Origin of the sequence: Lutibacter flavus, from assembly GCF_900188355.1 — a bacterium.
GTDB lineage: Bacteria > Bacteroidota > Bacteroidia > Flavobacteriales > Flavobacteriaceae > Lutibacter > Lutibacter flavus.
The window spans coordinates 1,378,206-1,392,002 of the sequence record NZ_FZNX01000001.1 but is presented as its reverse complement, the minus strand read 5'-3'; the positions used below and the strand labels follow the sequence as shown (position 1 = coordinate 1,392,002).

The following is a 13,797-nucleotide window of genomic DNA, read 5'->3' as shown; positions in this document are numbered from 1 at the left end:
TACCAAGTAAATGTTATCACCGATAATTCTCATTTAAAAGGAGCTCCAATAATTATGGAGTTGAATCCTACATATAATAATCTTTTTGGAAAAGTAGAGCGTGAATCAGATATGGGTACATATATTACAAATTTCACTTTAATAAGAGGTGGGGCTATACACAAAGCAAATGGAGGCTACTTAATTATTCCGCTAAAAGAACTTCTTTTAAATTACTTTTCATACGAAAGTTTAAAAAGGGCTCTTAAAAATAATGAAGTTGTAATTGAGGATATTAGTGAACTTTATGGTTTTTTAAGTACAAAAAGCTTAAAACCTGATCCAATTCCACTAAATGTTCAAATAATTTTAATTGGTTCACCAAGATTATACTATTTATTGTATGAATTAGATGAAGATTTCAAAGAATTATTTAAGGTTAAAGCAGAATTTGATACTTCAATGGATAACTCTATTCAAAATATAAAGGATTTTGCTGGAGTTATATATAAAATAGAAAAGGAGAATAATTTACTTCCATTAGATGATAAAGCGATTACTTGTTTAATAGAACAAGCATCTAGAATGGTTCATGACCAGAATAAACTTTCTATAAGATTTGGTGATATAAGTAATATTTTAATTGAGGCACAGCATTATGCAAAGTTAGAATCTAAAGATAAAATTTCATTAAAACATATAAATAAAGCTATTGATGCCAAATACTATAGATCTAACCTTATTCAGGAGAAAATTAATGAAATGATTAAACGAAATCAGTTAATGATCCCATTAGGGGGATCAAAAATTGGTCAAATTAATGGTATTTCAGTGTTGGATTTGGGAGATATTATTTTTGGTAAACCAAATAAAATAACTGCCAGTATAGCTTCAGGTAAAAAAGGTTTAGTTGATATAGAAAGAGAAGCAAAGCTCGCAGGACCAATTCATACCAAAGGTGTACTTATTTTACAAGGATACTTGCTTGAAAAATATGCTCAGAAAAAACCAATTAGCCTTTTTGCAAGTCTTGTATTTGAACAAAGCTATTCTGAAATTGAGGGAGATAGTGCTTCAAGTGCTGAATTGTATGCGATTTTATCAAGCCTTTCACAATTACCTATAAAACAAGGTATTGCAGTAACCGGATCTATTAACCAGAAAGGCGAAGTACAACCTGTTGGCGCTATCAATGAAAAGATAGAAGGCTTTTTTGAAGTATGTAAACAAGTTGGTTTAACAGGTGAACAAGGTGTAATAATTCCTAAAAGTAATGAGCAAAACCTAATGCTTAAACAGGAAATTGTTAATGCGGTTAAAGAAAAAAAGTTTCATGTTTGGTCAGTTTCCACTATTGATGAAGGTATTCAAATTCTTTTAGGGCATCCTGCAGGAAAACAATTAAAAAACAAATCTTTTACCAAAAATTCTGTTCATTATTTAGTAGATAAAAGAATAGATGAGTTAAATAAAACCCTTAAAAAATATTCGGAACTAAAAGAATGATTTAATAATCATTTTTATACAGGTTTATTATAAATGTTTTAATAAAAAGTATATAAAATATTACGTTATTATTTATATTTCTATTTTCTTTGCGTTATAAATTAAGATAAAATTGAAAAAAATCACAATTGCTATTGATGGCTTTTCATCAACAGGTAAAAGTACCATTGCAAAAGAGTTAGCAAAAAAATTAAAATATGTTTATGTTGATTCAGGTGCAATGTATAGAGCAGTTACTTATTTTGCAATGGAAAATAATATTATTTCGGATACTTTTTTTTATAAAGATGAATTAATTAAAAAATTAGATGATATTATTTTAACTTTTAAATATAACGTATCTCTTGGTTTTGCTGAGATTTACTTGAACAATCTAAATGTTGAAAAAGAAATAAGAACTTTAGGAGTTTCAAAACTTGTAAGTAAAGTTGCTGAAATTTCTGAAGTAAGAAAAAAATTGGTTGAGCAACAAAAGAAATATGGAGAAAACAAAGGAGTTGTAATGGATGGAAGAGATATTGGAACTGTTGTTTTTCCAAATGCCGAATTAAAATTTTTTATGAATGCATCGGCGAGTAAAAGAGCAAAAAGACGTTTTGATGAACTTATTAAACGTGGAGATCAGGTTACTTTTGAAGAAATATTAAAAAATGTAGAATATAGAGACCATATTGATTCAACGCGTGAAGATTCACCTTTAATTAAAGCCAGTGATGCAATTGAAATAGATAATTCTGATCTAAATTTGGAGCAACAATTTAAGCAAGTTTATAAAATAGTTAAAAAAAGAATTAAGGAGTCTTAAGGTATATTTAGATATTTATGAGTTTGTAATGAAATTTTCCATTGAGGGTTTTTCATGACAAAATCCACTATTAATGGGGTCATTTTTTCTTTATTGCTCCATTCTGGTTGTAAATATAATTCGCAAGTGTCAGAAACTTTGGATGCTTGTTCAACGGCAAATTTAAAATCGTTTTTGTTATAAATTATAACTTTAAGTTCATTTGTTTTTAAATAAATAGGCTCTAAGGGTAATTTTGTTTTTTTAGGAGAAAGACAAATCCAATCCCATTCACCACTTAGTTGGTAGGCACCTGAAGTTTCAATATGAGTTCTAATATTGTTTTTTTTAAGTTGTGAGGTAATAAAGTCTAAACTCCACATTAGTGGCTCTCCTCCAGTTACAACAACTGTATTTGCATACTTTATTACGTTGTTTACTATGTTATCAGTATTTGTTGGAGGGTGTAAATTTGCATTCCAACTTTCTTTAACATCACACCAATGACAACCAACATCACAACCACCTATTCTAATAAAATATGCGGCTTTTCCTGTATGGAAACCTTCTCCTTGAATTGTATAAAATTCCTCCATTAAAGGTAGCATTTTACCCTTACTAATTTGCTTTTGAATTTCCTCATTAATCATTTTGCAAATATAGGCATTCAGAGTGATAATAAATTAATTCAATATAATTTCTGTTGAAATTTTTAATTTGAGTATTTAGTCTTATTTTTATCAAAAATATTTATAATGGGAAGAAAAGAAACATTTTTTAATCATATTACAGAAGGATATAAAACCAAAGGTGATTTTATCACATTTGGTTCTGCAATGTTAGACGGTGAAACTATAAAGGATGCTTTTGTAAAGGTCCCATTAAAAACTTTAAATAGACATGGATTAATTGCAGGTGCTACAGGTACTGGTAAAACAAAGTCATTACAAGTAATGGCCGAAAATTTATCTGAAAAAGGAGTTCCTGTATTGTTAATGGATATAAAAGGTGATTTAAGTGGGTTGGCGCAACCAAGTCCAGGTCATGTCAAAATTGATGAACGTCATGCTGCAATTGGTTTGCCTTTTGATGCAAAAAAGTTTCCTGTTGAAATATTATCTATTTCCGAACAAGAAGGTGTAAGATTAAGAGCAACAGTTTCAGAGTTTGGCCCTGTTTTATTATCGAGAATACTTGATCTTACTGAAGCTCAAAGTGGTATTGTTTCTATAATTTTTAAATATTGTGATGATAATAAACTTCCATTATTAGATATAAAAGATTTCAAAAAAATATTACAATATTCAACAGAAGAAGGATCAAAAGAAATTCAGTCGGAATATGGAAGGATTTCAACAATGAGTACTGGTGCAATTTTAAGAAAATTAGTTGAATTAGAGCAACAAGGAGGAGAACAGTTTTTTGGAGAACGCTCTTTTGATGTTAAAGATTTAGTGCGGACAAATGAAGAAGGAAAAGGTGTTATTTCAATATTGCGCTTAACGGATATTCAAGATAAACCAAAATTGTTTTCAACGTTTATGTTGCAATTATTGGCTGAAATTTATTCAACATTTCCTGAGCAAGGAGATAGTGGAAAACCTGAGCTTGTGATTTTTATTGATGAAGCACATTTAATATTTAAAGAAGCTTCAAAAGCATTAATGTCGCAAATTGAAAGTATTGTAAAATTAATACGATCTAAAGGAATTGGATTATTTTTTGTTACTCAAAATCCAAAAGATGTACCTGAAGATGTTTTGGCACAATTAGGTTTAAAAGTACAACATGCATTGCGTGCGTTTACAGCTAAAGATAGAAAGGCTATTAAATTAGCTTCAGAGAATTATCCAGATTCGGAATATTATGATCTTGATGAATCACTAACACAGCTTGGAATTGGTGAAGCATTTATTTCGGCATTAAATGAAAAGGGAATACCAACACCTTTGGCCGCAACTATGATGCGAGCTCCAATGAGTAGGATGGATGTTCTTACAGATAATGAACTTAAACATTTAATAAATACTTCTAGACTCTATTATAAATATAATGAAGATATTGATAGGGAAAGTGCTTATGAAATTTTGAGTGAGAAAATTGAAAAAATAAATGAAAAGGAAAAAGTTGAGGAAAAGAAAAAAGAGGCTTCTAAATCTTCTGGTAGAACTAGTAGAAGTAGAAGAAGCACGAGAATGAATCCTATATTAAAAGTGGTAACCAGCGCTACTTTTATACGTGGTGTTTTGGGAATTTTAAAACGAGTAATGTGATTTTCAAATAAAAATTAAATTGTTTCGTTTAAAACTATATAAAAATTGTAAGGTATATATGTCTTCATTAAAAAAAATTGTGATTGTATTAATTACTTTAGTATTTATTCAATGTGGAAAGGATAATCAATTTCTTGTTGAAAAAGGTACTGTAGGTAAATTAAATAAACAAACTAGCATTCAAGATTTAAATTCAATTTTTGCAAACGATTCCATTGTTGCAAATATGGCTGATGATAAATTAAAAAATAAATTATTTAAGGTTGATAAAGAAGAGTATATAGTTTTTTCTAAGAAAGGAAAAAAAATATTGGAGATTGTACCCTCAGATGAAAATGATTCATTATCAAAAATAAAAAGTATTCAAATTTTTGATTCAAATTATAAAACGGAGAAAGGAATTTCTCTTCAATCAACATTTAAGGATATTAACGAAAATTATTTGGTAAATAAGGTTGAAACAACCTTAACATCGGCAACACTTTTTATTGATGAATTAAATGCTACAATTTCAATTGATAAAAAGGAATTAGGTTTAAATACCTTTAGCAGAGATGAAATTTCTATTGATCAAATTCCTGATATCGCTAGAATTAAGTACTTTACTATTTGGTTTAATTAATCTAAATAGTATTCATTATTCATTTTTGCTACGGTACAATTCCAATTTAAGACTGTTCTAATTTTAACTTTTAGAGCTTGACTTTGATGTGGTTCTCCATGATTTATAAATGTTAAAGTTGGTGAAGATTTAAAATGTTTTAGCCAATCCATTAATTCATTTTGATCTGCATGACCCGAAAAAGCATTTATTTTGAAAACTTCAGCATTAATTTTGTGATATTCTCCAAAGAATTTAATTTCAGAGTCCCCAGATAATAGGGCTCTTCCTCTTGTTCCTTCAGCTTGAAAACCTACAATTAAAACACTATTTCTTTTGTCTGATATATATTTATTTAAATAATGTAATACTCTTCCACCTGTTATCATGCCACTACCAGCTAATACAATTTTAGGACTATTATCATTAACTACAGCTTTTGAAGCTTTAACACTGCTTATTAAATGAACTGTAGACAACATACTTTTTATATCTTCCTCTGTTAATTTATGAATTTTATTATATTTAAAGTAAACCTCTGTGGCATTTACACCCATTGGGCTATCTAAAAAAATCGGGATATTTGGTAATTGTTTTTTACGTTTTAAAACACTTAGTAAGTATATTATTTCTTGGGCTCTTTCAACAGAAAATGTTGGAATTATTAAAATTCCCTTTTTGGCATATGTATGGTTAATGTATTTTAAAAGTTCATCAGAAATTGAAACTTCTTTATGCACTCGGTTTCCATAAGTTGATTCAACTATCAAATAATCAGCATAATCTATATATTCAAATTTTGGTAATAGGATTGGTTCGGTTCTACCTATATCTCCAGAAAAAGCAATAATTTTTTCATTCACCTTTATTAAAACAAATACACTTCCTAAAATATGACCACTATTTATAAATTTAAATTCTATTTCATCATTAAATTTATGCCATTTGTTAGATTCAAAAGTTTTTAAATGAGTAATAGCTTCTTTTGCATCATCCACATTATAAAGAGCTTCGGCAGGATTGTGTTTTGAATATTCATATTTATTTGCTCGTCTTGCATCTTCTTCTTGAATTTTACCACTATCTAACAATATAATTTCAGTTAAATCTTTTGTAGCTTCTGTACAATAGATTTCTCCTTTATATCCATTTTTAACTAATAAAGGTATATAGCCAGAATGGTCTAAATGTGCATGTGTTAATAAAACCAGATCGAGTTCATTAAGGTTTATTGGAAGCGTTTCCCAGTTCTTTTCGCGAAGTTCTTTAAGACCTTGAAATAAACCACAATCAATTAGAATTTTTTTATAATTTACTTCAAGTAATATTTTTGAACCTGTTACAGTACCAGCTCCACCTAAAAATGTTAGTTTCATATTAATAGATTTAAATTAATTAGAAATATTTGAGGTGCAATATCTATACTAATTTACAACTTTTAATTGACTAATATTGGCATTCATATTTAGTATTTTAGTAATTTAACAAAAGAATTAATTTAGAATAATTTATTTATGAAGAAATATAGAATTCAAAAAAATCCATTTGTAGTGCCAACAAATGATGGAAAATTAATTGAAGAACATTTTGGTTTAGCAAGTATTCTCTCAGAACTAAGTATTGCACATATGGTTGCTCCACCAAATTGGAGTGAACCATTTCAAACACCAGAATTTGATGAGTATACTTATATTATAAAAGGAAAAAAGCAATTTAATATTGATGGGGAAATTATTGTTTTAGAAACTGGTGAATCTATTAAAATTGAAAAAGGCGCTAGAATTCGCTATTCAAATCCTTTTAATTCACCTTGTGAATATTTATCAATATGTTTACCGGCTTTCTCTATGGACAAAGTAAATAGGGAAGAATAATATACCTTAATTAGTTTTTAATTCTTTTTCTTGTTAAATAAAACGGTAAATAAATTATTAGAAAATAAGGAATAAGTATTATTTCTCCAACAAGAATATAATATGGCCAGTCCCCCAAATAATCTAAAATAGATGCTCCTTCAGGTTTCCTATTTATGTAAAAGTAATTTGCACCTGTAATTTTGTTTATAATCAGCATAAGAATAAAATATGCTTGTAAAGCCAGGAAAGATTTAAACACGCTTTTTAGAGTTGGACGCATATTATAAATGTGAGTTATATATAATATGAACACAATTAAACCTGCGTGTATAATCCAATATTTTAAAAAATGAAAATGAGGAAATCCGTTTTTAATATCTGGGGTAATTATAGCTTGTGAGGTTCCTGCAAAAATCCAAAAAAGTAGAATTTCATAATATATTTTTTTACGAGTTATTGTTAAAACAGGTAAGAGTAATGCTATAAAATTACAAAGATGAAAAGGTAAATCATGTTTAATATCAAAACCTCTATTATAAATTTTTAAAAAGGTCCAAACCACAATAGTAATGGACATTGAGTATGCAAAAATATTTCCAATTTTAAATTGATTTTCTTTGGATACTGTTTTTGCCCAATTTATAAGAATAAAACCAAAAAGAGCAAAAGCCAAAATAGCTAAAATATGCTCAAAACCAAACAGGACAAAGTTATGATTGTCTTTAAAAAAAAAGGACTCTTTCAAAAAATAGTTTATTAAAAGCCCAATATACTAAAAAAATTAACTTTTCCCTTCGCAGGCTAATAATGTGTTTTTCATTAGCATAGCAATGGTCATTGGACCAACGCCGCCTGGAACAGGAGTTATAAATGCAGACTTTGGCGCAACACTTGCAAAATGAACGTCACCTGCTAAACGATACCCACTTTTTTTAGTTGAATCACTAATTCTAGTAATTCCAACATCAATAATTGTAACTCCATCTTTTACCATATCACCAGTTAAAAATTCAGGAATTCCTAATGCAGCAACAATTATATCGGCCTGTAATGTAAGTTCTTTTAAATTTTTAGTTCTACTATGGGCCACGGTTACAGTAGCGTTTCCGGCTTTACGTTTTTGGCTCATAAGTATACTCATTGGTCTACCAACAATATGACTTCTGCCAATAACTACAACATGTTTTCCCGATGTTTGGACATTATAACGTTCTAATAATTCTAAAATTCCAAATGGAGTAGCGGGTAAAAAAGAGGGTAAATCTAAAGTCATTTTACCAACATTCGTTGGGTGAAATCCATCAACATCTTTATCTGGATTAACAGCCATTAATATTTTTTGTTCATCAATATGTTTTGGTAATGGCAATTGAACAATAAAACCATCAATATCATTATTCGTATTTAATTTTTCAATTTCCTGTAATAATTTTTCTTCAGATGTTTCTTCTGGCAGATCTATTAAAGTAGAATTAAAGCCAACTAATTCACAAGCTTTTACTTTAGCATTTACATAAGTCATACTTGCACCATCCGTACCTACTAATATCGCAGCCAAATGTGGTGTTTTCTTTCCTTCTGATTTTAATTTTTTTACTGATTCTGCAATTTCAATTTTTAAATCTGCCGATGTTTTTTTTCCGTCTAGTAAAATCATTGTGATTAGTTTTAATTTTTTTATATAAAAAAAGGCAAACTTTTTCGTTTACCTATTTTATTTATTTTCCCATTCCTTTCATCATTTGCATCATTTGTCTACCGCCACCACCTTGCATCATCTTCATCATTTTACTCATTTGGGTAAATTGTTTTAGCAATTGATTTACTTCTTGAATTGTAGTTCCTGATCCCTTAGCAATTCTCTTTTTTCTTGCTGCATTTATAGTTTTTGGTTCGGTTCTTTCACCAGGAGTCATAGAATGTATCATTGCTTCAATGCCTTTAAAAGCATCATCATCAATATCAACATCTTTCATCATTTTTCCAGCACCAGGAATCATCCCCATTAAATCCTTCATATTACCCATTTTCTTGATTTGTTGAATTTGTTTCAAGAAATCATCAAAACCAAATTGATCTTTGGCAATTTTCTTTTGGATTTTTCTAGCTTCTTCTTCATCATATTGTTCTTGGGCACGTTCAACTAGAGAAACAACATCTCCCATTCCCAAAATTCTTTCAGCCATACGATCTGGATGAAAAACATCAATTGCTTCCATTTTTTCTCCAGTACCAATAAATTTAATTGGTTTGTCTACAACCGATTTTATAGATAAGGCGGCTCCACCACGCGTATCACCATCTAATTTTGTAAGAACAACACCTTCAAAATTTAGGATATCATTAAAAGCTTTTGCCGTATTTACAGCATCTTGACCAGTCATTGAATCCACTACGAATAAAGTTTCATGTGGGTTAACGGCTTTATGAATATTAGATATTTCGGTCATCATTGCTTCATCTACAGCTAAACGACCCGCGGTATCAATAATTACAACATTTTTTCCAGTCTCATTTGCATGTTTAATTGCATTTTGAGAAATTTCAACAGGGTTTTGATTACCTACTTCAGCATAAACTTCAACACCTATTTGCTCACCAACAACTTGTAATTGGTTTATTGCAGCTGGTCTGTAAACATCACAACCAACTAATAATACATTCTTATTTTTTTTGGTTTTTAAATAATTTGCAAGTTTTCCTGAAAATGTAGTTTTACCAGACCCCTGTAAACCTGACATCAAAATAATTGTAGGTGTACCTGATAAATTTATACCAACAGTTTCTCCACCCATTAAAGAAGTAAGTTCATCTTTAACAATTTTCACCATTAGCTGTCCAGGATTTAAAGATGTTAGTACATCTTGTCCTAAAGCTTTTTCTTTAACAGTAGCTGTAAAATTTTTGGCTATTTTAAAGTTAACATCGGCATCTAACAGCGCTCTTCTAACTTCTTTTAATGTTTCAGCAACATTAACTTCTGTAATTTTACCATGTCCCTTTAAAACATGTAGGGCTTTATCTAACTTTTCACTTAAATTATTAAACATATTCTTGCTTCAATTTTGAGATTTGCAAATATAATAAAAATGGATAAGAAACTATTTTTATAAACATCATTTTATCTTTTCTTTAAGATAATTGTTTGTTTATTAATTAATACTTTTCAATAAGGTTTATAATTAAATAATGAATGATGTATTTAAATAATTAACTTTTTTGAACCCATAACTTTGCCATATAAAATAGAATGTAAAACTATTATAATTGCGCAAACGATATAGTAATAATTATTACTTTCTATTTTTAAAAAATAGTTAAAATTTGTATGGATTTATAAAATAAAGAAATGAAAAAAATAATAGTAATTGGAGGTTTGTCGGCGGGTCCATCGGCAGCAGCAAAGGCTAGAAGAGAAGATGAAAATGCTGAAATAATACTTTTTGAAAAAGGAGCAAATATTAGCTATGCTACTTGTGGTATGCCTTATGCGTTTTCGGGTGTAATTGAAGATAGAAATGATTTAATTGTTGTAAAACCAGAATTATTACAAAACCGATTTAATATTGATGTTCATTTAAATGAAGAAATTATAAAAATTGACACTGAAAACAAAATTGTTTATTCAAAAAAAAGTGATTATAGTTATGATAAATTAGTTTTTGCCACGGGTGCAAAATCAATTGTTCCACCAATAAAAAATATTGAAAAAGCTACTAATTGGTCAACTTGCCGCTCTATGGTTGATTATGATAAAATCACTAAAGAAGGTTTGGCTTCTAAATCTAAACATATTACTGTTATCGGTGCAGGATTAATTGGAGTAGAAGTTGCTGAAAATTTGCGTGAAGCAGGAAAAGAAGTGACTTTAATTGAAGGAGATCATCAAATACTAAACATGTGGTTACCAAAATTTGGAAATTTTGCTGAACAAGTTTTAAAAGATAAAGGCATTGAAGTAATTACTTCTGGTCTAGTTTCAGAATTTGAATTAGATGAAAATTGGAAAATTAAAGGTGTAAAAATTAAGGATGGTAAAACTGTAAAAACTGACTTTGTAATTTTAAGTGTTGGTATTAAACCAAATACAGAACTATTGCTTGAAAACGGAGCTAAGCATATTTGGAATGGAGCCTTAAAAGTAAATGAGTATATGGAGACATCCATAAAAGATATTTACGCCGCAGGTGATAACGTGGCAATTAAAAATTTGCAGACAAGTAAGTTTGACTATTTTCCTTTAGGAACGCACTCAAATAAAGCTGGGAGAGCTGCAGGGGCTAATTCTGTGGGAAAAAATACCCCATTTAAAGGAGCTTATAAAACAGCTATTATAAAAGTATTTGATTATACTTTGGCAAGAACTGGTATGAATGCAAAAACATTGAAATATTTAAAAGTACCTTTTAAAACAGTTTTGACCATTGCAGGTGCTACTCCAGGTTATTATCCAGGACAAAAAGATTTAATTACTGAAATTTATTATAATTTTGAAACTGAAGAAATTTTAGGAGCCGAATTATTTGGAGAAGTAGGAGTTGATAAGAGGGTTGATGTTTTAAGTACTGCAATTTATGCTAAATTGAAAATAACAGATTTGGCACAATTAGATTTGGCTTATGCACCGCCATTTTCACCTGCAAAAGATCCTGTAGTTGTTACAAGTTTTGTATCTGAAAATATTGTGAATAATAAAAGCGAACAAATTTCAGTTGAAGAATTAGAAACATATTTAAATAATAATGATAGCTCAGATTATTTGTTGTTAGATGTTAGGACTGTTGCTGAATATGAAAAAGGGACAATTCCAAATGCAATTAATTATCCTTTGGATGAAATCAGACAACATATTGATTTTATTAAAAAACAAAATAAACCAGTTGTAATATTTTGTCAAAAAGGACTACGTGGTTATTTAGCTGAACTTATTTTAAAACATAATAATATTTTTACTAATGTTGTAAATGTTGCAGGTGGATTTAAATTATGGCAAATGTATAGCGACAAAATAGCAATACCAGAACCTGTTTATATAGATTAATGTATTAGAAATTTAATTTAATAGCACCTCTAATTTTTATAAAAAGTTAGAGGTTTTTTTATTGAATAATATGTGAAATTATTAATGCTAATTTATATTTTTTTAATTTTTATTACTGTAACTAATTAATATTTATTATATTAGACTATTAAAGTAATAAAAGTTACATAAGAAAACGTTGAAACTTTATTTCTTTTAACTCCAGTTTTCTACCCCAATTATCAATTCGATATCAAATAATTTGGTATATAATTAATTTACTAACCAATACATTTTTTAACTATGAGAACAAAAACAAATTTTATCGTAATTCTTGTATTTGCATTAATGGTAACCACATTTACTGTAACGGCACAGGAAGAAAAAGAATCCTATGGAATGGCTGAAATAACCTATATGCTTCCCAAAATAGGAATGGAAAAAGCTTTTGAAAGTGCTGTGAAATCACACAATCAAAAATATCACAAAGAAGGTGTTTTTAAAGCTTCTTTAGATTTGATTTTAACTGGAAAAGAAACGGGTTGGTATGTTTGGATTATGGGGCCTTGTACTTTTTCAGATTTGGATAATAGACCTACAGATGCTGCACATACAAATGATTGGGACAAAAATGTTTCTCCAAATGTTTTAAAATATGGAAGAAATGAATTTTGGCGTTACAATACAAAGCTTTCTTATCGTGGTGATGCTTCTGATTCTCCAAAATTTGAAAATATTTGGTTTGTTGATGTTAAAAAGGGGCAAGATTATAAGTTTAATGAATTTATAAAAAAAGTTAAAAAAGCTTATGAGAAAAAAGGGGAAGGTAACTTCAATATATATAACAATCAGTTTAGAGAAGGTAATGGAAGAGACGTTGCGATAGTTTGGGCATTTAATAAATGGGCCGATATGGATGAAGATGATGGAGGAATTAAAGAGTCTTTTGAAGAAATTAATGGAGAAGGTAGTTGGGATAATGCTCTTAAAGATTGGGCCGATTCAACAGAATCAATAAATTCTCAGGTTTGGAGAATTGGAGTAAATAAATAACAAAAAAAGCTGTTTAAAAAGAAAACAAAAATTGTTTTGTTAAAATGAGTTAAAGTAGGTAATAACTCAATATGATAAGGAATTTTACTTTTTAGACAGCCTTTTTTTTAGCACTTATATTGTTCGTGCATTTTAATATTTTTTTCAAGATTAGAAATAACCTTCTCAAGTCTACTAAGTTGCGTAGTTTCTCTTTTTGCCTCTGAAATATGACGAGCATATTCTTTTCTATAAGTATATGCCATGTTTTCAAAATTAATTTCAGCTAATTTATTTTTCTTAAAGGCATTTTTCAATAATTCAGGAATTTCTATTTCTTTTGATTTTACAGTTTTTTTATTGGCAACAATATCTAATAAAAAAGCTTCTTTAAAATAGTCAAATAACTTATTTTTATTTATTTCTGAAGCAGTTTCAAATTTTATTGTTCTTGTTTTTTGAGCACTACAATCACCTGAAAATAGTTGATGTTTATCACTCATAATAGCTCCTTCAAAAAAAGTTAGAGAAACATGGTTTTTATATGCTGAAAAACCACATACCATTTTATTGGAGCTAAATATTGGTCTGTTCCACTTCCAATCTTCAATAATATCTTGTTCGTTTTTATGAATTACTGATCGAATAATTTCGCTAATTTCCTTAGAAAATGAGGGTAAATTTTCAATATAATCATCAATTAAAAGAGGTGCTTCTGGATTTATTTTTGCCATTTGTAATTAATT

At 28.8% G+C, this 13,797-nt stretch carries 13 protein-coding genes (1 of these 13 cut by a window edge); 7 read left to right on the top strand and 6 right to left on the bottom strand.

The annotated features are described in order from the left end of the window. Together CHB63_RS06190 and cmk are read left to right on the top strand one after the other, a co-directional pair. Positions 1-1,485: the 3' portion of a Lon protease family protein gene (locus CHB63_RS06190; protein ID WP_089377525.1), read on the top strand. Its footprint begins 900 nt before the window's first position; only the last 1,485 of its 2,385 coding nucleotides appear in the window; its start codon lies off the left edge, out of view; its stop codon occupies positions 1,483-1,485. A gap of 112 nt (positions 1,486-1,597) precedes the next feature. Further along, entirely contained in the window at positions 1,598-2,290 is a 693-nt protein-coding gene (gene cmk, locus CHB63_RS06185) for a (d)CMP kinase (RefSeq protein ID WP_089377524.1), read from the top strand. Here cmk and CHB63_RS06180 read toward each other — a convergent pair. Further along, positions 2,287-2,919 (bottom strand): 7-carboxy-7-deazaguanine synthase QueE, encoded by a 633-nt coding sequence (locus CHB63_RS06180; RefSeq protein ID WP_089377523.1) that lies wholly within the window; start codon positions 2,917-2,919, stop codon positions 2,287-2,289. The genes cmk and CHB63_RS06180 overlap by 4 nt on opposite strands. 105 nt (positions 2,920-3,024) lie before the next feature. Between CHB63_RS06180 and CHB63_RS06175 the strand changes: the two genes are divergently transcribed. Further along, a complete protein-coding gene (locus tag CHB63_RS06175; RefSeq protein WP_089377522.1) occupies positions 3,025-4,542 on the top strand; it encodes a helicase HerA-like domain-containing protein in 1,518 nt (505 codons plus the stop codon). Positions 4,543-4,600: 58 nt separating this feature from the next. Then, positions 4,601-5,164: a hypothetical protein gene (locus CHB63_RS06170; RefSeq protein WP_089377521.1), complete on the top strand. Its 564-nt coding sequence runs from the start codon at positions 4,601-4,603 to the stop codon at positions 5,162-5,164. On the opposite strand, the gene CHB63_RS06165 is transcribed toward CHB63_RS06170, so the two are convergent. After that, a complete protein-coding gene (locus CHB63_RS06165) occupies positions 5,161-6,519 on the bottom strand; it encodes an MBL fold metallo-hydrolase RNA specificity domain-containing protein (protein WP_089377520.1) in 1,359 nt (452 codons plus the stop codon). The genes CHB63_RS06170 and CHB63_RS06165 overlap by 4 nt on opposite strands. A 138-nt stretch (positions 6,520-6,657) precedes the next feature. Here CHB63_RS06165 and CHB63_RS06160 point away from each other — a divergent pair, with 138 nt between their 5' ends. Next, positions 6,658-7,017, top strand: a complete 360-nt coding sequence (locus CHB63_RS06160) for a cupin domain-containing protein (RefSeq protein ID WP_089377519.1) — start codon at positions 6,658-6,660, stop codon at positions 7,015-7,017. Positions 7,018-7,027: 10 nt separating this feature from the next. On the opposite strand, the gene CHB63_RS06155 is transcribed toward CHB63_RS06160, so the two are convergent. From CHB63_RS06155 to ffh, 3 genes are all read right to left on the bottom strand, one after another. Beyond that, complete coding sequence (locus tag CHB63_RS06155) at positions 7,028-7,744, bottom strand: YwaF family protein (RefSeq protein WP_245856797.1); 717 nt, start codon at positions 7,742-7,744, stop codon at positions 7,028-7,030. 36 nt (positions 7,745-7,780) lie between these two features. Then, positions 7,781-8,656, bottom strand: a complete 876-nt coding sequence (locus tag CHB63_RS06150; RefSeq protein WP_089377518.1) for a bifunctional 5,10-methylenetetrahydrofolate dehydrogenase/5,10-methenyltetrahydrofolate cyclohydrolase — start codon at positions 8,654-8,656, stop codon at positions 7,781-7,783. A 61-nt stretch (positions 8,657-8,717) separates the two neighbouring features. Continuing rightward, entirely contained in the window at positions 8,718-10,049 is a 1,332-nt protein-coding gene (gene ffh, locus CHB63_RS06145; RefSeq protein ID WP_089377517.1) for a signal recognition particle protein, read from the bottom strand. A 299-nt stretch (positions 10,050-10,348) separates the two neighbouring features. Between ffh and CHB63_RS06140 the strand changes: the two genes are divergently transcribed. Then, complete coding sequence (locus tag CHB63_RS06140; RefSeq protein WP_089377516.1) at positions 10,349-12,040, top strand: FAD-dependent oxidoreductase; 1,692 nt, start codon at positions 10,349-10,351, stop codon at positions 12,038-12,040. Between the two features lie 282 nt (positions 12,041-12,322). Then, complete coding sequence (locus CHB63_RS06135) at positions 12,323-13,072, top strand: hypothetical protein (RefSeq protein ID WP_089377515.1); 750 nt, start codon at positions 12,323-12,325, stop codon at positions 13,070-13,072. Positions 13,073-13,179: 107 nt separating this feature from the next. Here CHB63_RS06135 and CHB63_RS06130 read toward each other — a convergent pair whose 3' ends face one another. Next, positions 13,180-13,785 (bottom strand): YdeI/OmpD-associated family protein, encoded by a 606-nt coding sequence (locus tag CHB63_RS06130; RefSeq protein WP_089377514.1) that lies wholly within the window; start codon positions 13,783-13,785, stop codon positions 13,180-13,182. Between the last annotated feature and the right edge of the window lie 12 nt (positions 13,786-13,797).

Excerpts from the sequence above, each read along its gene's own strand:
- CHB63_RS06170 (WP_089377521.1), top strand. The coding sequence starts at position 4,601 with ATGTCTTCATTAAAAAAAATTGTGATTGTATTAATTACTTTAGTATTT.
- CHB63_RS06180 (WP_089377523.1), bottom strand. The coding sequence starts at position 2,919 with ATGATTAATGAGGAAATTCAAAAGCAAATTAGTAAGGGTAAAATGCTA.
- ffh (WP_089377517.1), bottom strand. The coding sequence starts at position 10,049 with ATGTTTAATAATTTAAGTGAAAAGTTAGATAAAGCCCTACATGTTTTA.
- CHB63_RS06165 (WP_089377520.1), bottom strand. The coding sequence starts at position 6,519 with ATGAAACTAACATTTTTAGGTGGAGCTGGTACTGTAACAGGTTCAAAA.
- CHB63_RS06140 (WP_089377516.1), top strand. The coding sequence starts at position 10,349 with ATGAAAAAAATAATAGTAATTGGAGGTTTGTCGGCGGGTCCATCGGCA.
- CHB63_RS06175 (WP_089377522.1), top strand. The coding sequence starts at position 3,025 with ATGGGAAGAAAAGAAACATTTTTTAATCATATTACAGAAGGATATAAA.
- CHB63_RS06160 (WP_089377519.1), top strand. The coding sequence starts at position 6,658 with ATGAAGAAATATAGAATTCAAAAAAATCCATTTGTAGTGCCAACAAAT.
- CHB63_RS06150 (WP_089377518.1), bottom strand. The coding sequence starts at position 8,656 with ATGATTTTACTAGACGGAAAAAAAACATCGGCAGATTTAAAAATTGAA.
- CHB63_RS06135 (WP_089377515.1), top strand. The coding sequence starts at position 12,323 with ATGAGAACAAAAACAAATTTTATCGTAATTCTTGTATTTGCATTAATG.
- CHB63_RS06130 (WP_089377514.1), bottom strand. The coding sequence starts at position 13,785 with ATGGCAAAAATAAATCCAGAAGCACCTCTTTTAATTGATGATTATATT.